Genomic DNA, 18,698 nt, shown 5'->3' on the forward strand with positions numbered 1-18,698 from the left:
GCAGGAACGGTCGTAGAGCGGGGCTCTGCCCCGCTGCCCCGCAGACCGCCTCACCGCAGGGTGCGCGCGGCCTCGTTGGCGGCGCCGCGCAGTTTGGGCAGCAGGCGCAGCATCAGGCCCATCTGGGTGCGGATCAGCTGCAGCTTGGGCGGCATGTCGTCGGTGATCTGTTCCAGCTGCTCGGCCAGGGCGCGGTCGCCGTCGTTATCGGCCTCCTCCACCGGTTGGCGTTGCTCCAGCGCCGCGGCGATCTGCTGCATGGCCTGTTCCACCCGCTCGCCGCCGGCCAGTGCCTGGGCGTCCTGCGCGTAGCTGTCCAGCTGCGCGCGATGCGCACCGAGCGCCGACAGATGCCCCAGCAGGGTGTTGGAGAGCGCCAGGAAGCGGAACCCGGCATCCAGGTTGCGGCGCACGTGGCCCGGCTCGCGCAGCATGTTCGACAGCGCGGTGGACAGCGCAGCATCGGCGTTGTGCATGTCGCGGCGGGCGATGCGGTACGCCAGGTCGTCCTGCATGCCGCTGCCGTACTGGCCCAGCACCGCATCCAGGTAGCGTGCGCAGTTGGCCAGCACGCGGGCCATGACCAGGTTCAAGCGGCGGCCCTGCCAGTCGGGCAGGATCAGGAAGGCCGCGGCCGCGGCGATCGCGCAGCCCAGCAGGGTGTCGACCAGGCGGGGCCAGATCAGCAGGAAGCCGTCGCCGATCAGGTTGAAGCAGGTCAGCGCCATCACCGTGATCGCCGCCGACGCCACCAGGTAGCGGTCGCTGCGGGTGAAGAAGAACAGCAGCGCCGAGAGCAGGGCGATCAGCAGTTCGATGCGCAGGTCCTGGAACAGCTGCATCAGCGCCCAGGTCAGCACCAGCCCGATCAGGGTGCCGGCGATACGCTGGGCCAGCCGTTGCCGGGTGGCGCCGAAATGCGGGCGGCACACGAACACGATGGTGAGCAGCACCCACGAGCCGTTCTGGGCGTTGACCAGGCGGATCACCGCAAAGCCGACGATCAGGGCCAGCGCCATGCGCAGGCCGTGGCGGAACAGCACCGAGCCGGGGGTGAGCTGCTGGCGGATGCGCACGAACATTTCGCGCAGGGTGTGCGGGTTGGTGTCGCGCAGACGGGTGTCGACGTTGTCCAAGGTGGCGTCGGACTTTTCGGCCTCGGACAGGCGCCGCTCGATGCTCTGCAGGTTGTGGCCGAGCAGCTCCAGCGAGGACAGCAGGCGCTGCCACTGCGGGTTGTGCTGGGCACGCAGCCAGGTGAGCGAATCGGTGAGGTCGGCGGTGGCCTGCTTGGTGCGCTCGCCGTACTGGAACGGGCGGCGCAGGCGGATGGCCAGGCCCAGGTTGGCACAGGCCTCCCCTTGCAGCGCGAGCAGGCGCTGGCAGCGGTACAGCACGTCGCTGTGGAAGAAGGCCTCGGTGAGCGCGCCATAGGGATAGTGCGAGGAGCTGGCGCGTTCGTGGAAGTCCTGGGCCATGTAGTACAGGCGCAGGTACAGGCCGGACTGCACGCCGGGCCGGCCGGAGCGACCGAAGCGGGCGAGGATGGCAACCTTGGCGATGTTCAGCGCCTCCACCACGCGGCGGTTCTGTTCGGCCAGGGCGAGCTGGCGCTTCTGTACGTCGGCGTCGCGGATGGGTTCGAACAGGTCGGCCTTGAGCTGCAGGTAGCGGCCCAGTTCCAGGTACAGGCGGGCGATGCGCTCGCGCACGGGCCGGTTGGCAAACAGGGCGGTCCACAGGATCGAGAGCAGGCCGTACCAGAGCGCGCCGGCGAGCAGGTGGCTGACCGCGCTGATGGCCTGGGCGCGGTCGCTGGCGCCGTGCTGTTCCAGGCCGATCATGGTGTAGATGGCCAGGGTGACGGTGGCCTGGGCGATGGACGCATAGCGTTCGCCGAGCGCGCCGAGCAGGGTGAGGCCGAAGGTGGACACGGCCAGTGCGGCGATGAACAGCCAGGGCCAGGCGAACAGCTCGACCACCGCGGCGGCGGCGATGACGAAGCAGAGCAGGGAGAGGGCGACCGATTTGGTCCGGCCCCACCAGTTGTCGTCGGTTTCGGCGATGGCGCTGGCAATGATGCCGAGGAACACGCCGGGCAGCGCGGGCAGCTGGTCCAGGTGCCAGCACAGGCCCATGGCCACCGACAGCGCGATGAGTACCCGCAGGCCGTAGCTGGCCTTTTCATGCGCCCACAGGCGGCTCAGGCGGGATTCTCGGGCGGACATGCGGGCTCGGGGTGCGGGGCAGCCCATTATTGCGGGTGTGGGGTGAAGGGGACAGCCTGAAGGCGATCCAACATCAACGTGCTGCACAGGGCAGGGACGATGCGCCCGGTAGTGCCGGCCGCTGGCCGGCTCCCCGTGCGCCCGGACGGAGGTGCGAGGAGCCGGCCAGCGGCCGGCACTACCGGGTGCGAGTGCGAGGAGCCGGCCAAGGGCCGGCTTTCCCGGGTGTGGGAGCTGCCGGCCGATCGAGTTACATGTCGAAGCGCACGCTCACCGCGAAGGTGCGCGGCAGGCCGACGCCGGCGTTGGACCAGTACTTCTTGTTGGCCAGGTTCTCCACGCCGGCGCGCCAGGTGACCGGGTGGCCGTCGAGCTGCATGCGGTAGCCCAGGCCGGCGTTGACCAGGGTGTAGTCGGGCAGTTTGAGGGTGTTGTCGGCGTCGTAATACACATCGCCGTAGTAGCGGGCCAGCGCATACACGCTCAGGCCGTCCACCCGCGGGATGCTGTAGTCGGCGTGCAGCACGCCCTGCCAGCGGGCGGCGCCGGCGGTGCGGTTGCCCTGCTGGGCCACGCTGTCGGGGGACAGCTTGTCGTAGGTGGGGTCGAGCCAGGTGACGCCACCGCCGACGGTGAGCGCATCGGTCAGGCGGACGTTGCCGCTGATCTCGACGCCTTCGTACAGGGTGATGCCGTCCTGTACCAGCAGCTTGCCGACCGGGGTGAGCAGGTCGATGTTGGCACCGCGCTCCAGGCGGAAGGCGGCGGCGTTGGCGTTCCAGCGCGGGTACTCGATCTTGGCGCCGATCTCGTATTGCGTGCTGATGGTCGGGTCGAGCACGGTGCCGGCGTTGATGTAGTCGCTGCCGACGCGGCTGCCTGCTTCCAGCGATTCCACGTAGCTGGCGTACAGGGTGACGGCATCGGCCGGCTTGTACATCAGGGCGTAGGTGGGGGTGACCGGGTAGGTGTGGTAGGCGCCCTTGTTCTCGAAATCGTTGTAGCGCGCGCCGGCCAGCAGCGACCAGCCATCGGCGAAGCTGACGGTGTCGCTGACGAACACGGCCTGCTGCACGGTTTCACTGCCGCGGCTGAGCACGCGCGAACCCACGGCATCGTGGCGCAGCACCGGGCGCTGGTAGATGTTGCCGCGGCCGATGGTGGTCCATTCGTACGGGCGGTCCCAGCCCAGGCCGGTCTGGTGCGAAACGCCGGCCACCACCTGGTGCGACAGCGGGCCGGTGTCGAAGCGCCCCTGCACGAGGGCCTGGGCCAGCTTCCACTCGCTTTTGCCGCCCAGCTCGTAGGTGTTGACGTTGTAATCGCCGTTGACGTTGTCGATGTAGGCGAACACCTTGTTGACGTCGTTCCACGAGGTGGTCACGCCATAGCTGAGGCTGGCCTTCCAGTCGCTGTTGATCTGCCAGTTCAACGCGGTGGAGAGCAGGCTCGAACGGGTGTCGTAGTAGCTGCCGTCGATGCTGTTGTCGATGTCGCCGGCCAGCGGGCGCGGCAGCTCGGTCAGACCGATGAAGTAGTACTGCGGCGATTCGTTGCTGAGTTCGCGCGACTGGAACACGCCATCGAAGGTCCAGGTGAGGGTGTCGCTCAGCCGCGCATCCAGTGACAGGGCGCCGACCTTGCGGTCGACCTCGCCCCCGTTGAAGGTTTCGCCCTTCTCCTGGTACGCGTTGAAGCGGTAGCCGAACATGTCGTCATTGCCGAAGCGCCCGCCCACGTCGACCTGGCCGCTCACGATGCCCGCCTCGCGCCAGCCCAGCTGGGCAGCGAAGGTGGGGGTGTCGGTGGGCTTCTTGGTGACGTAGTTGACGATGCCGCCGGGCTGGCCGAAACCGTACATGAAGCCACCGGGACCCTTGAGCAGTTCCACCTGTTCCATCACTTCCAGCGGCCATTCGGTGCCCCACGAGGACACCTGGAGGCCGTTGACGCGGTAGCTGTCGTAGCTGAGGTCGATGCCGCGGTTGCGGATCGGCGAACTCCAGCCGCTGGCATACGCGCTGACCTGGGTGACCACCGAGGGGTCGGTCAGGAAGGCGTCGCCGAGCGAGACCACCTGGCGCTTCTCGATCTCGTCGCGGCCGACCACGGCGATCGCGAACGGGGTATCCCGCACGGGGCGGTCGCCGAGCGCGCCGGTGTCGGTGTGGGTGCGTTCGGCGGTGACCTTGATCGCATCCAGATCGGTGGCCGAGCGTGCGCGCACGGCACCGTCCGGGGTGGACTGAGCATGGGCGGCGCAGGCCAGCGACAGCGCCACGGCCAACGTGGCCAGGCGGGGCAGGGGGGACGACAGCATCGATGGGTTCCTTGGCGGACAGCACAACGCCGTCCGCGATCTACAGAGGGCGGGGGAGGGTCGATGGCTGGATCGCGCAGGCTGGCCGGGAACCGGCAGCGGGGGCACCGCAGAGGGCGATGCAGGACCGTGGCTGGATGAGAATTGTTGTCGTTTTGTTACGTGGCGTCAAACCGAGGCGTACCGACCGGGCGTACCACGGGGCGTACCGACGGGGCGTACCGACCAACGGTCGGTACCTACCGGGATGCGACACGACATCGGTAGGTGACGACCGTTGGTCGTCACGCCGTAACGCGGCCGGGCCCCAACGCGCGTACCGACCTGCGCGGGTACCGACCAACGGTCGGTATCTACCGGGCGATGGCGCTGCGCTTCATTGCACGCCGCTCGCGGCGGCGGGCGCGGCGGTTGACCCAGCGTTCGCGCAGGCACGAGAAGATCACGTACAGCGCCGGCGTGCTCAACAGGGTCAGGCTCTGCGAGAACAGCAGGCCGCCGATCATCGCGATGCCCAGCGGGCGGCGCAGTTCGGAGCCTTCGCCCAGGCCGATGGCCAGTGGCACCGCGGCCAGGATCGCCACCATGGTGGTCATCATGATCGGACGGAAGCGCACGATGCTGGCCTCGCGCACCGCATCGCGCGGGCTCTTGCCGTGCTCGCGCTGGGCCACCACCGCGAAGTCGATCATCATGATCGCGTTCTTCTTGACGATGCCGATCAACAGCACCAGCGCGATCATCGAGATCACCGACAGCTCGGTGTTGGTCACGAACAACGCCAGCAGCGCGCCTACGCCCGCGGCCGGCAGCGTGGACAGGATCGTCACCGGGTGCACCAGGCTTTCGTACAGCATGCCCAGCACCAGGTACACGGTGATGATCGCGGCCAGCACCAGGATCAGCATCGAGTTCGGGTTGAGCTGCACGTTGAAGCCGCCGCCATCGCTGATGCGGATGTCGCCGGGCAGGCGCAGGCCGTCCACGGTGGACTTGATGATCGCTTCGCCCTCGCCGGTGCTCACGCCCGGCGCCAGGTTGTAGCTCAGGTCCATGGTGGTGTACTGGTTTTCGTGGGTGATCTGCGGCGGTGCCAGCCCGGGCACCTGCTGCGCCACCGCGGTCAGCGGCACCATCTCGCCGTTGCCGGCGCGCACGTAGATCTCGTCCAGCGCACGCGGGGTGGCGGTCTGTTCGGGCAATGCGTTGACCACCACGCTGTACTGGTTGATGTCCGAGTAGATGGTGGAGATCTGGCGCTGGCCGAACGCGCCGTACAGCGCGCCGTCGATCGCACCCACCGACACGCCCAAGCGTGCGGCCTTGGCGCGGTCGATCACCACGTTCTGGCGCAGCCCGGCGGTGTCCACGTCGGTGCCCACGTCACGCAGTTTCGGGTTCTTCTTCAGCGCGGCCTGCACCTTGGGCAGCCATTCCTGCAGCTGGGCCAGGTCGTTGCCCTGCAGCGACACCCGGTACTGCGCGCCCTGGCTGTTGCCGCCGCCGCCGTCGCTGGGCAGATCCTGGATCGCGCGCAGGCGCAGCTGCAGGTCGGGGTAGCGGTCGGCCTTGGCGCTCAGCCGCGCCAGGGCCAGCGCGGTGGTTTCCTTGCGGCCTTCCTTGCGGGTCTTCAGCTGCACGTTGAACTGCGCGCTGGAGCCCTGGCGACCGCTGCCCAGGCGCACGCCCACGGTCTTCACCGCCGGGTCGGCCATCAGCATGTCGGTGATGCGGCGCTGGCGGTTGACCATGTCCTCGAAGGACACCGTGGCGCTGGAGTTGGCGCGGCCCCAGATCAGGCCGGTGTCCTGGGCCGGGAACGAACCCTTCTTGACCGCCCCGCCCAGCATCACCGTGGCCACGATCAGCAGGATCGGGGTGAGCGACAGCAGCAGGGCGTGGCGCAGCGAGAAGTCCAGGCAGACCGTGTACACGCGCAGCATGCGGTCGTGCGCGGCATCCAGGAAGCGGCCGATCCGCGAGGGCTTTTCCGGTTCGGCGTGCGCGCTCAGGAAGCGGCTGCACAGCGCCGGGGTGAGCGTGAGCGAGACGATCATCGACACCACGATCGCCGCCACCAGGGTGATGGTGAACTCGCGGAAGAACGCACCGACCATGCCGCTGGCGAACAGCAGCGGGATGAACACGGCCACCAGCGAGGCGGTGATCGAGACGATGGTGAAGCCGATCTCGCGCGCGCCGGTCAGCGCGGCCTGCATGCGGGGCATGCCTTCGTCGAGATGGCGCATGACGTTCTCGATCACCACGATCGCATCGTCGACCACGAACCCGATCGCGATCACCAGCGCCAGCAGGCTCAGGTTGTTCAGGGTGAAGCCGAACACGTACATCACCAGCGCCGCACCGGCCAGCGACAACGGCACGGTGACCGCCGCGATCAGGGTCGGTGCCAGCCGGCGCAGGAACAGCGCCATGGTCAGGATCACCATGGCCAGGCTGATCAGCAGGGTGATCTGCACTTCGTGCAGCGACGAGCGGATGGTCGGGGTGCGGTCGAAGTACGGGGTCATCACCGTGCCCGGCTGCAGGTAGTCGCGCAGCATCGGGATCTGCGCCTTGACCCGGTCCACGGTCTCCACGATGTTGGCGCCGGCGCGGGTGAACACATACATCACCACCGCCGGTTTGTGGTCGAACCACGCGGCCTGGTAGGCGTCCTGCTGGCCGTCGTAGACGTTGGCCACGTCCTTGAGGCGGATCACCCGGCCGTCGTCCTGGGTCTTGATGACCAGGTTGGCGAAGTCGGCCGCGCGTGCCACCGAGTCGTTGGCGATGATCGCGGTGGTGGTGTTGCCGTCGGTGAGGAAGCCGGTGGGCGAGGTCACGTTGGCCGCGCGTACCGCGTTGCGCAGGTCATCGGGGGTGAGGTTGAGTGCGTTGAGCAGGCGCAGGTTCACATCCACCCGCACTGCCGGCGTGGACGCACCGGCGATATCCACCGAGGACACGCCGCTGATCTGGCGGATGCGCTGGGCCAGCAGCGAGTCGGCCACGTTGTACAGCTCGTCGGCCGACTGCGTCTGCGAGGTGAGCGCGATGGCGATCACCGGGTCGTCGTTCGGGTTGGCCTTCTGGAACATCGGCGAACCGAGCCCGGACGGCAGATCGGCCTGGGCCGAATTGATCGCGGTCTGCACGTCCAGCGCGGCCGAATCGATGTCGACCCCGCTCTGGAAGATCATGAAGACCAGCGAGCTGCCTTCGGAGCTGGACGAACGCATCTGGTCCACGCCGGGCAGCTGGCCCAGGTGGCGTTCCAGCGGCGCGGTGACCGTGGAGGCCATGGTGGTGGCGTCCGCGCCGGACTGGCTGGCGTGCACGAAGATCACCGGAATCTGGATGTTCGGCAGCGCCGACACGCCCAGTTTCAGGTAGCAGAACAGGCCGACCACGAACAGGCCGATGGCCAGCAGCGCGGTGCCGATCGGGCGGCGGATGAAGGGCCCGGAGATATTCATGCCGGTGCCCCCGGGGCGCGCAGGTACGGCGTGTTCATGCGCGGTCCTGGGCGCTGGCGTGGCGCAGCGCGCGCTGCTCGCGGCGTTCGCGCATCCACTCGGAGAAGCGTTCCATGTACAGGTAGATCACCGGCGTGGTGTACAGGGTGACCAGCTGCGACAGCAGCAGGCCGCCGACGATGGCAATGCCCAGCGGGCGGCGCAGTTCCGAGCCGATGCCGGTGCCCAGCGCCAGCGGCAACGCGCCGAGCATGGCCGCGGCGGTGGTCATCATGATCGGGCGGAAGCGCAGCAGGCAGGCGCGGCGGATCGCATCGTGCGCGTTGGCACCGGCGCGACGCGCTTCGATGGCGAAGTCCACCATCATGATGCCGTTTTTCTTGACGATGCCGATCAGCAGCACGATGCCGACGATGCCGTCCACCGACAGCGGCAGCCCGCACACCATCAGCGCCAGCAGCGCACCCACGCCGGCCGGGGGCAGCGTCGAGATGATGGTGAAGGGGTGGATGTAGCTTTCATACAGCACGCCCAGCACGATGTAGATCAGCACCAGCGAGGCCAGCAGCAGCCACACCACGTCGGTTTGGCTGCCGGTGAATTCGGCGGCCTTGCCGATGAACTGCGCATGCACCTGCGAGGGCATGTCCAGGCCGTCCTTGGTCTCTTCGATGGCCTTGACCGCATCGGACAGCGAATAGCCCGGAGCGATGTTGAACGACACCGTCACTGCCGGCAGCTGCTGCTGGTGGCTCACCACCAGCGGAGTGCTGGTGATCTTGCCCTCGGCCAGCGCCGCCAGCGGGATGATGTTGCCCGCGCCCACCGGAATGCCGGTGTTCTGCGCGCCGATGCCGGTGGCGGTGGACGAGTTGGACGAGGTGACCTGGCCGAAGTTGGTGGCGTTGCTGCCGGTGAGCGCGCCGGCGCCGTTGGAGGCCACCGCCAGCTGGTTCATCAGCGCGGTGCTGGTGCGGAACTCCGGGGCCACTTCCAGCACCACGCGGTACTGGTTGAGCTCGGTGAAGATGGTCGAGATCTGGCGCTGGCCGAACGCGTCGTACAGGGTGTCGTCGATGGTCTGCATCGGCACGCCCAGCACGCTGGCCTTGTCGCGGTCGATGGTCAGTTCCAGCGCGCGGCCCTGGTTGGACAGGTTGTTGTCGACGTCGGCCAGTTCCGGGCGCTGGCGCAGCGCTTCGGTCAGGCGGGTGGCCTGCAGCGCGACCTGCGCGCTGTCCACGTCCGACAGCGAGTACTGGTACTCGGTGGCGGCCACGCGGGTGTCCAGGGTGACGTCCTGCACCGGCTTGAGGTACAGCGCCACGCCGGGAATGCCGGCCACGGCCTGCTGCAGGCGCGGCAGGATCTCATCCAGCCCGTCGCGGTCGCCGCGCTCCTTGAGCACGATCGACAGCTGGCCCTGGTTGAGGGTGGGATTCATGCTGCCGGCGCCGATGAAGGCCGACACGCCGGTGACGGCCGGGTCCTTGCGCAGCGCCTCGGCGACCGCCTTGGTGCGCAGTTCCATCTGCGGGAAGGCGATGTTCTGGTCGGCCTGGACCACGCCGGTGATCAGGCCGGTGTCCTGCTCGGGCAGCAGGCCCTTGGGGATCACCACGTACAGCACCACGGTGAGCACCAACGCACCAGCGGCCACCGCCAGGGTCATGCGCTGGTGGTCCAGCACCCAGTCCAGGCTGCGCTCGTAGGCGCCCACGGTGCGCGTCCACAGGTTTTCCTTGCCGGCCGCCGCGGCACGCTCGTGGGCGTCTTCGCCTTCGGGCAGCGCGTCGGGCTTGAGCAGGTAGGMGCACATCATCGGGGTGAGCGTCAGCGAGATCAGCATCGACAACGTCACCGCGATGCTCAGCACCCAGGCGAACTCGTGGAACAGGCGGCCGGTCACGCCGGGCATCAGCAGCAGCGGCAGGAACACCGCCACCAGCGAGATGGTCAGCGACAGCACGGTGAAGCCGATCTGGCGCGCACCGATCTCGGCCGCTTCCGGGCCGCTCTTGCCCTGCTCGATGTAGCGCACGATGTTCTCGATCATCACGATCGCATCGTCGACCACGAAGCCGGTGGCCACCACCAGCGCCATCAGCGACAGGTTGTCCAGCGACATGCCGGCAAAGGCCATCACCCCGAAGGTGCCGGCCAGCGACAGCGGCACCGCCACCGAGGGAATGATGGTGGCCCACAGCCGACGCAGGAACACGAAGATCACCGCCACCACCAGGCAGATGGTGAGGATCAGGGTGAACTGCACTTCATGCACCGAAGCGCGGATGGTCTCGGTACGGTCGGAGAAGATCTCCAGGTGCACGTCGGCCGGCAGCACGTTCTGCAGCTGCGGGATCAGCGCGCGGATGCGCTCGACGGTCTGCACGATGTTGGCGCCGGGCTGCCGGCGCACTTCCAGCAGCACCGCCGGCTTGCCATCGGCCCAAGCCGCCAGCTGGTCGTTCTCCACGCCATCGACCACGTTGGCCACGTCCGACAGCCGCACCGGGCGGCCGTTCTTGTAGCTGATGATGGTGTCGCGGTACTCGGCGGCGCTGGTGAGCTGGTCGTTGGTGCCGATCGAATAGGACTGGGTCTTGCCGTTGAGCGAGCCCTTGGGCGCGTTGACGTTGGCCTGGGTCAGCGCGCTGCGCAGTTCTTCCAGGGTCAGGCCCATGTTGGACAGCTGCGCCGGGTTGACCTGGATGCGCACGGCCGGGCGCACATTGCCGGCGATGGACACCAGGCCCACGCCCTGCACCTGCGACAGGCGCTGGGCCAGGATCGAGTCGGCGTAGTTGTTGACCTCGCGCAGCGGGCGCGTGTCGGAGGTGAGCTTGAGGGTGACGATGGCCGCGTCGGCCGGGTTCACCCGGTTGTAGACCGGCTGGTAGGGCAGCGAGGAGGGCAGCGTGGCCTGGCGGATCGCGGCCTGCACGTCCTGGGCGGCGATATCGATATCGCGGTCCATCGAGAACTGCAGGATGATCGTGGACAGGCCGGCCGACGAATCGGAGGTCATGATCTCCAGCCCGGAGATCTGCCCGAACTGGCGTTCCAGCGGGGTGGTCACCAGCGAGGCCATGGTGGTGGCGTTGGCACCCGGGTACTGGGTGGTCACCACCAGGCTGGGCGCGTCGATCTCCGGCAGCGCCGATACCGGCAGCTGGCGGTAGCCGAGGATGCCGAGCAGCAGCAGGCCCGCCATCAACAGCGAGGTGGCGATCGGGCGGCGGATGAAGATCGTCGAAAAGCCCACGGGCGGATCCTTGCTGTTACGTCATGCGGCGTTGAAGCGGGCAGACGCCGGCCAGCCGGCCGGCGTCGGGAACGTCAGGCAGGCGCGCTCAGCGCGGACCGCCACCGCGGCGGCCACCACCGCCCTTGTCCTGCTGGGCGGCGGCCTTGAGCTCGGCGTCGGTCGGCGGCGCCGGGGTTTCACCCGGCTTGAGCGCGGTGACCTTGCTGCCCGGCTTGAGCCGGAACTGGCCCTCGCTGACCACGCGCTCGCCACCCTTGAGGCCTTCGGTGATCTGCACGTTGCTGTCGCCCACTTCCACGCCGCTCTTGACCGTCTGCATGGCCACGGTGCTGTCGGGCTTGACGATGTAGACGTACTCGCCGTCCGGGCCGCGCATCACTGCCTGGGTCGGAATGACCACGCCGCCGCCGATCGTGCGCAGCTGCATGCGCACGTTCACGAACTGGCCCGGCCAGAGGCTGTTGTCGCTGTTGTTGAACAGCGCACGGGCGCGGAAGGTGCCGCTGTCGCTGCTGATCTGGTTGTCCACCACGTCCAGCGTGCCGCCGTCGGTGAGCACGTGGGAATCGTTGCGGTCGAGCGCGGCGATGGTGACCGGGCCGGCCTTCTGGGCCTGGCGCACGTCGGGCAGCTGGCGCTCGGGCAGGTTGAACACGACATGGATCGGATGAATCTGGGTCAGCGTCACCAACGCCGTGCCGGCGCTGACGATGTTGCCGGCGTCCACCGCGCGGATGCCGGCAATGCCGGAGATCGGGGCGGTGACCTTGGTGTACTGCAGCTGCACCTGGGCGGCGCGCATGCTGGCGTCGTTGGCGGCGACCGCGCTTTCAAACTGGGCCACCTGGTTGCGCTGGGTGTCCAGGTCGGTCTTGGCCACGTACTGGCGGTACTCCGGCGAATTGGAGCGCTGGTAGTTGGAGCGTGCGGTGGCCAGCTGGGCCTGGTTCTGGCGCTTGGCCGCGGCGGCTTCATCGAAGCTGGCCTGCAGGGTGCGCGGGTCGATCTGCGCCAGCAGGTCGCCCTTCTGCACTTCCTGGCCTTCCTTGAAGTTGATGCTGATGAGCTGGCCGCCCACCTGCGGACTGACGGTGACGGTGTTCATCGCCGCCACGGTGCCCAGCGCGCTGGCATACACCGGCACGTCCTGGCGGGCCGCTTCAACCACGGTGACCGGCACGGGCCCGGCGTTGCGCTCCTGCCCCTCCTGGCCGGCGCCCGCAGCCGCCGCATCGCCCTTGGGCTTGCCACCGCCGAGCATGCGCACCCCGATGAAACCCACCACCAGCACTGCGACCACCAGCAGCACGATCTTCCAGAAACGCGACATTCAACTAACTCCTGAGGCTGGCGGAGGGCAGGGCCCAAATGGCTGGTGCAAAGCATACCCGTCGCCCGGGAGCTTTCATGCATGACGGATGGGACGGGCGATCAGACCGGATGTGACCGGCCGGGTTCCATGAATGAACGCCTGCGGGGGCAGAAAGTTACAGCAGCAAGTGCGCCGATGCCCTACATTCAGGTTCGACCGTCCTGTTCGTCCGTGGAGATGTGCAATGCCTCGTCTGTCGCTGCTGCTGTCCGCCCTGCTGCTTGCCTGCCCCGCGCTGGCCGCGGCCACCCCCGCCGAGCGCCCGGAAGTGACGGCGGCGGCCACCCGGCTGAAGGCCAAGGTGGTCGACTGGCGGCGCGATTTCCACCAGCACCCGGAGCTGTCCAACCGCGAGGAGCGGACGTCGGCCAAGGTGGCCGAGCAGTTGCGCGCGATGGGGCTGAAACCGAAAACCGGGATCGCCCACCATGGCGTGGTGGCGATCATCAAGGGTGGCAAGCCGGGCCCGCGGATCGCGCTGCGCGCGGACATGGACGCGCTGCCGGTGACCGAGCAGACCGGGCTGCCGTTTGCGTCCAAGGCCACCAGTACCTACCGCGGCGAGCCGGTGGGGGTGATGCACGCCTGCGGGCACGATGCGCATACGGCCACGCTGCTGGGGGTGGCCGACGCGCTGGTGAAGATGCAGGCGAACCTGCCGGGCGAGGTGATGCTGATCTTCCAGCCCGCTGAAGAAGGGGCGCCGCCGCCGGAAGAGGGCGGTGCGGCGTTGATGCTGAAGGAGGGGCTGTTTGCCGACTTCAAGCCGGAGGCGGTGTTCGGGCTGCATGTGTTTTCGAGCGTGCCGGCCGGGCAGATCGCGGTGCGCGGGGGGCCGTTGATGGCCGCCTCGGACCGGTTCGGGATCAAGGTGATCGGGAGGCAGACGCACGGGTCGGCGCCGTGGAACGGGGTGGACCCGATCGTGGCGACGGCCGATCTGGTGGGAACGGCGCAGACGATCGTGAGCCGGCGGGCGAACCTGTCCAAGCAGCCGGCGGTGCTGACCTTCGGGGCGATCAAGGGCGGTATCCGCTACAACATCATTCCCGACGAGGTGGAGATGGTGGGGACGATCCGAACGTTCGACGAGGGGATGCGGCAGCAGATTTTCGCCGACCTGCGCAATGTGGCCGAGCACACGGCGGCGGCGCACGGGGCCAAGGCGGTGACGGAGATCTACGAGTCCGAGGGCAATCCGGCGACGGTGAACGATCCGGCGCTGACCGCGCGGATGCTGCCAAGCCTGCAGGCGGTGGTGGGCAAGGACAATGTGTACGAGCCGCCGCTGCAGATGGGGGCGGAGGACTTTTCGCTGTACGCCAAGGAGGTGCCGGGGCTGTTCTTCTTCGTGGGGTCGACGAGCGAGGGGATCGATCCGGCCACGGCGCCGGCCAACCATTCGCCGAAGTTCCTGCTGGATGAGAAGGCGCTGGACGTGGGCCTGCGGGCGTTGCTGCAGGTGAGCCTGGATTATCTCAACGGGACGGCGGCGCCGGCGCCGGCGGCAGGGTAAAACGACGGTAGGCCCCGGCCGCTGGCCGGGGCGAAAACCAGCGCAGGCGGGCGGGTTACGGCCCTCCCGCCGCCTGGGAGCGCAATGACCCGCGGTCGCCATGCCCGTCTGTTTTCGCCGCCAGACGCCGCGCCCCTGCCGGCGTAAAATGGGGCGATGAATACCCCCCAGGACTCCAGCCTCGGTCGCGAGGTTGCTTACCCGTCGCAGTACGATTCCGCGCTGCTGTTTCCCATTCCGCGCCGTGGCGCGCGTGAAGAGATCGGTCTGGACGAGGCGGCGCTGCCGTTCGTCGGGCATGACCGTTGGCAGGCCTATGAGCTGAGCTGGCTGGACCGGCGCGGCAAGCCGCGCGTGGCGGTGGCCACGGTCAGCGTGCCGTGTACGTCGCCCAATCTGATCGAATCCAAGTCGTTCAAGCTGTACCTCAATTCGCTCAACAGCACGCGCTTCGACGATGACGAGGCGGCGCGGCTGCGGATCACCGCCGATCTGTCCGGGTGCGCCGGGGCGGTGGTGACGGTGCGGTTCGGGGTGCCGATGCTGGTCGAGGAGGCCGAGGGCGAATCGCTGGACGAGCTGGATGTGGCAATCGAGCGCTATGGGCCGCCGGCGCCGGAATTCCTGTCGGCCGACGCCGCCCAGGTGGTGACCGAGACGTTGAGTTCGGCGCTGCTGAAATCCAACTGCCCGGTAACGGGCCAGCCGGACTGGGCCAGTGTGAGCATCCGCTACCACGGGCCGCAGATCGACCGCGAGGGGCTGCTGAAGTACCTGGTCAGCTACCGCGAGCACGCCGAATTCCACGAGCAGTGCGTGGAGCGGATCTTCAGCGAAATCACCCAGCGCTGTGCACCCCAATGGCTGGAAGTGGAAGCGCGCTACACCCGCCGCGGCGGCCTGGACATCAACCCGTGGCGGGCCAGCCCGGGCATCGAACTGCCGGCCCGCACCGTCCGCGACCTGCGCCAGTAGAGCGACCCCACGGGTCGCTGCCCGGGAACCCGGCACCGCCTGGTAGAGCGACCCCACGGGTCGCTGCCCCGGAACCCGGCACCACGCCCAGCCACCCATGGGGTGGCTCTACCCCCCGGGCAACGTGGCCGCCCGTCGCCGTTCCGCGCGTCTTCACATCCACGCCATGCCCTATTAACACCCGCTGTGACACCGTCCGTTCCATGTCGTCAATGAAGACGGGAGTGTGTGGATGAGTACCGATAAGAAGGCCGATTTCTCCGGTGTCACCTCCAGCGTGGACAGCACCGCGCAGAAGGTCGAAAAGGCGGATTTCTCCGGCGTTACCGCTTCGGTGGACAGCACCGCCGAAAAGGTAGGAGGCACCTACACCGTGCAGAAGGGCGACTCGCTGTCGAAGATCGCCAAGCAGGAACTGGGCGATGCCAACGCCTGGAAGAAGATCTTCGAGGCCAACCGTGACGTACTCGAGGACCCGGACAAGATTTTCCCCGGCCAGACCCTCAAGTTGCCGCCCAAAGCCTGAGTCACCCTTGCTTGTAGTCCACTGAATTCCCAGGGAGGAATTACATGAAGAAGACATCCATCAGTACTGCCGTTCTCGCTGCCCTGCTGGCCACCGTGGCATTGGCCGGCTGCAAGAAGAAAGAAGACACCGCCGACAACAACGCGCAACCGGCGGCCATGACCCCGGCCGAACCGGCACCGATGACGCCTGCGGCGCCCGAGCCGATGGCCGCGGCAGCCGGCGTGAACGTGACCGCCGTAACGGTGGGCAAGACCGCGGCCGCCGACAAGAGCGTGGCAACGGTGGCGCTGTTCGCACCGAAGGACGACATCATCGTCTCGGTACGCACTGACGGCGCGGCCAACAACGCCAACGTGGCCGCCAAGCTGACGTTCCAGGACGGGCAGGTGGCCGGTGAGCAGAACCAGGCACTCAACACCACCGGTGCCGACACCACCAACGTCACCTTCAAGAATGCCAAGGGCTGGCCGGCGGGCAAGTACCGCGCGGAAGTCACGGTAGATGGTAAGGCGGCAGGAACGCCGCAAGAGTTCGAGGTCAAGTAAGCCGCCAGCCGACTCTCTCCCGGCAACAGGCTCACGATGGACGCAGCCGCGAGGCTGCGTCTTTTTTATGTGCTGGTTTCAGATGATACGAAGCTGGCCGCACCACAGTGTTCCAATACGTTCGCGTATGGCCCGGCTTTGCTCCGGGGGGCTTAAAACGCGACAATGCGGGAGTTTCCCGCAGCGCGCCCCACCCGGCGCGGTCACTCATCAGATCCGCAAGAGAGCCTCCGTCCCCCATGTCCAGTTCGCCCAAGATTCTCTACACGCTTACCGATGAAGCCCCGTTCCTGGCAACCCAGTCGCTGCTGCCGATCGTCGAGGCCTACACCGCCACCGCCGGCATCGCCGTTGAAACCCGTGATATCTCGTTGTCCGGCCGCATCCTGGCGCTGTTCCCGGATTACCTGAAGGACGCGCAGAAGGAAGTGGACCACCTGGCCGAACTGGGCCAGCTGGCGACCACCCCGGACGCCAACATCATCAAGCTGCCCAACATCAGCGCCTCGGTGCCGCAGCTGAAGGCGGCCATCAAGGAACTGCAGGACCAGGGCTTTGCCCTGCCGAACTACCCGGACGTGCCCACCGACGACGTCTCGCGCGACATCAAGGCGCGCTATGACAAGGTCAAGGGCAGCGCGGTGAACCCGGTGCTGCGCGAAGGCAATTCCGATCGCCGCGCACCGCTGTCGGTGAAGAACTACGCGCGCAAGCACCCGCACCGCATGGGCAAGTGGTCCACCGAGTCCAAGTCGCATGTGTCGCACATGGACGGCGGCGATTTCTACGGCAGCGAAAAGTCGGCCACGCTGGCTACCGCCGGCAGCCTGAAGATCGAACTGCAGCAGGCCGATGGCACCACCGTCGTGCTGAAGGAAAAGACCGCGGTCAAGGCCGGTGAGATCGTCGATGCCGCCGTGATGAGCCGCAACGCGCTGGCCAGCTTCGTGCAGGCGCAGATCGCCGACGCCAAGGCCAAGGGCGTGCTGTTCTCGCTGCACCTCAAGGCCACCATGATGAAGGTCTCCGACCCGATCATGTTCGGCGTGGTCGTCGAAGAGTTCTACAAGGACGTGCTGGCCAAGCACGCCGACGTGCTCAAGCAGGCCGGCTTCGATCCCAACAACGGCATCGGCGATCTCTACGCGCGCCTGCCGCAGCTGCCTGAAGCGCTGCAGGAAACCATCAAGGCCGACCTGGCTGCCGAATACGGCAAGCGCCCGGGCCTGGCGATGGTCAACTCCGACAAGGGCATCACCAACCTGCACGTGCCCAGCGACGTCATCGTCGACGCCTCGATGCCGGCGATGATCCGCGATTCGGGTGGCATGTGGAATGCCGACGGCAAGCTGCAGGACACCAAGGCCGTCATCCCTGATCGTTGCTATGCCGGTGTGTACCAGGCCGTCATCGACGATTGCCGCACCCACGGCGCGTTCGATCCGGCCACCATGGGCTCGGTGCCCAACGTCGGCCTGATGGCGCAGAAGGCCGAGGAATACGGCTCGCACGACAAGACCTTCCAGATCCCGGCCGACGGCACCGTGCGCGTCACCGACGAGGCGGGCGCCGTGGTGTTCGAACACGCCGTGCAGACCGGTGACATCTGGCGCATGTGCCAGACCAAGGATGCCCCGATCCAGGATTGGGTGAAGCTGGCCGTCAACCGTGCCCGCCTGAGCAACACCCCGGCGGTGTTCTGGCTGGATGCCGCACGTGCGCACGACGCGCAGGTGATCGCCAAGGTGGAGACCTACCTGAAGGACCACGACACGACCGGCCTGGACATCCGCATCCTGACCCCGGTGGAAGCGACGGCGTTCTCGCTGGACCGCATCCGCAAGGGCGAGGACACCATCTCGGTGACCGGCAACGTGCTGCGCGATTACCTCACCGACCTGTTCCCGATCATGGAGCTGGGCACCAGCGCCAAGATGCTCTCCATCGTGCCGCTGATGGCCGGTGGCGGCCTGTTCGAGACCGGTGCCGGCGGGTCGGCCCCCAAGCACGTGCAGCAGTTCGTGGAAGAGGACTACCTGCGCTGGGATTCGCTGGGCGAGTTCCTGGCCCTGGCCGCCTCGCTGGAACACCTCGGCAACCGTTACGACAACGCCGGTGCCACGGTGCTGGCCAAGACCCTGGACCAGGCCAACGGCCAGTTCCTGGACAACGACAAGTCGCCGTCGCGCAAGCTGGGTGGCATCGACAACCGCGGCAGCCACTTCTACATCGCGCTGTACTGGGCCCAGGCCCTGGCCGCGCAGGACGACGATGCCGCGCTGAAGGCCCGCTTCGCCCCGCTGGCCAAGGCACTGGCCGACAACGAGCAGAAGATCGTGGAAGAGCTGGCCGCGGTGCAGGGCAAGGCCGTCGACATCGGCGGCTACTACCGCCCGGACGTGGCCAAGGCCTCGGCTGCGATGCGCCCGAGCAGCACCTTCAACAGCGCGCTGGCTGCGCTGTAAG

The 18,698-nt window shown here is 67.6% G+C and carries 10 protein-coding genes; 5 read left to right on the forward strand and 5 right to left on the reverse strand.

Going from position 1 to position 18,698, the window contains the following annotated elements:
* Positions 1 to 50: 50 nt before the first annotated feature.
* The 5 genes from yccS to AC1DCJ_RS05235 form a co-directional block, all read right to left on the reverse strand.
* Positions 51 to 2,228, reverse strand: a complete 2,178-nt coding sequence (gene yccS, locus AC1DCJ_RS05215) for a YccS family putative transporter (protein WP_141057790.1) — start codon at positions 2,226 to 2,228, stop codon at positions 51 to 53.
* 250 nt (positions 2,229 to 2,478) lie between these two features.
* Entirely contained in the window at positions 2,479 to 4,548 is a 2,070-nt protein-coding gene (locus AC1DCJ_RS05220) for a TonB-dependent siderophore receptor (protein ID WP_478070289.1), read from the reverse strand.
* Positions 4,549 to 4,901: 353 nt separating this feature from the next.
* A complete protein-coding gene (locus AC1DCJ_RS05225) occupies positions 4,902 to 8,027 on the reverse strand; it encodes an efflux RND transporter permease subunit (protein ID WP_313244971.1) in 3,126 nt (1,041 codons plus the stop codon).
* A gap of 34 nt (positions 8,028 to 8,061) precedes the next feature.
* Positions 8,062 to 11,292: an efflux RND transporter permease subunit gene (locus tag AC1DCJ_RS05230; RefSeq protein WP_478070290.1), complete on the reverse strand. Its 3,231-nt coding sequence runs from the start codon at positions 11,290 to 11,292 to the stop codon at positions 8,062 to 8,064.
* 88 nt (positions 11,293 to 11,380) lie between these two features.
* The gene (locus AC1DCJ_RS05235) at positions 11,381 to 12,625 is read right to left on the reverse strand and encodes an efflux RND transporter periplasmic adaptor subunit (RefSeq protein ID WP_038685813.1); all 1,245 of its coding nucleotides are present in this window, start codon (positions 12,623 to 12,625) and stop codon (positions 11,381 to 11,383) included.
* Between the two features lie 226 nt (positions 12,626 to 12,851).
* Here AC1DCJ_RS05235 and AC1DCJ_RS05240 point away from each other — a divergent pair, with 226 nt between their 5' ends.
* The 5 genes from AC1DCJ_RS05240 (at position 12,852) to AC1DCJ_RS05260 (ending at position 18,697) form a co-directional block, all read left to right on the forward strand.
* A complete protein-coding gene (locus AC1DCJ_RS05240) occupies positions 12,852 to 14,183 on the forward strand; it encodes a M20 family metallopeptidase (protein WP_448136902.1) in 1,332 nt (443 codons plus the stop codon).
* Between the two features lie 156 nt (positions 14,184 to 14,339).
* Complete coding sequence (gene queF / locus AC1DCJ_RS05245) at positions 14,340 to 15,158, forward strand: NADPH-dependent 7-cyano-7-deazaguanine reductase QueF (RefSeq protein WP_141057786.1); 819 nt, start codon at positions 14,340 to 14,342, stop codon at positions 15,156 to 15,158.
* Between the two features lie 232 nt (positions 15,159 to 15,390).
* Positions 15,391 to 15,684 carry a LysM peptidoglycan-binding domain-containing protein gene (locus tag AC1DCJ_RS05250; protein ID WP_038685816.1) on the forward strand — a complete coding sequence of 98 codons (294 nt, stop codon included), beginning with the start codon at positions 15,391 to 15,393 and terminating at the stop codon, positions 15,682 to 15,684.
* 44 nt (positions 15,685 to 15,728) lie between these two features.
* Positions 15,729 to 16,232, forward strand: a complete 504-nt coding sequence (locus AC1DCJ_RS05255; protein ID WP_038685817.1) for a hypothetical protein — start codon at positions 15,729 to 15,731, stop codon at positions 16,230 to 16,232.
* A gap of 239 nt (positions 16,233 to 16,471) precedes the next feature.
* Positions 16,472 to 18,697, forward strand: a complete 2,226-nt coding sequence (locus AC1DCJ_RS05260) for an NADP-dependent isocitrate dehydrogenase (RefSeq protein WP_141057784.1) — start codon at positions 16,472 to 16,474, stop codon at positions 18,695 to 18,697.
* The last annotated feature ends 1 nt before the right edge of the window (position 18,698 follow it).

This window comes from Stenotrophomonas sp. 10N36 (assembly GCF_056395005.1).

Bases quoted from the DNA above. Each gene is read 5' to 3' on its own strand.
- AC1DCJ_RS05225 (WP_313244971.1), bottom strand. From the start codon at position 8,027: ATGAATATCTCCGGGCCCTTCATCCGCCGCCCGATCGGCACCGCGCTG.
- AC1DCJ_RS05260 (WP_141057784.1), top strand. From the start codon at position 16,472: ATGTCCAGTTCGCCCAAGATTCTCTACACGCTTACCGATGAAGCCCCG.
- queF (WP_141057786.1), top strand. From the start codon at position 14,340: ATGAATACCCCCCAGGACTCCAGCCTCGGTCGCGAGGTTGCTTACCCG.
- AC1DCJ_RS05250 (WP_038685816.1), top strand. From the start codon at position 15,391: ATGAGTACCGATAAGAAGGCCGATTTCTCCGGTGTCACCTCCAGCGTG.
- AC1DCJ_RS05220 (WP_478070289.1), bottom strand. From the start codon at position 4,548: ATGCTGTCGTCCCCCCTGCCCCGCCTGGCCACGTTGGCCGTGGCGCTG.
- AC1DCJ_RS05235 (WP_038685813.1), bottom strand. From the start codon at position 12,625: ATGTCGCGTTTCTGGAAGATCGTGCTGCTGGTGGTCGCAGTGCTGGTG.
- AC1DCJ_RS05255 (WP_038685817.1), top strand. From the start codon at position 15,729: ATGAAGAAGACATCCATCAGTACTGCCGTTCTCGCTGCCCTGCTGGCC.
- AC1DCJ_RS05240 (WP_448136902.1), top strand. From the start codon at position 12,852: ATGCCTCGTCTGTCGCTGCTGCTGTCCGCCCTGCTGCTTGCCTGCCCC.
- yccS (WP_141057790.1), bottom strand. From the start codon at position 2,228: ATGTCCGCCCGAGAATCCCGCCTGAGCCGCCTGTGGGCGCATGAAAAG.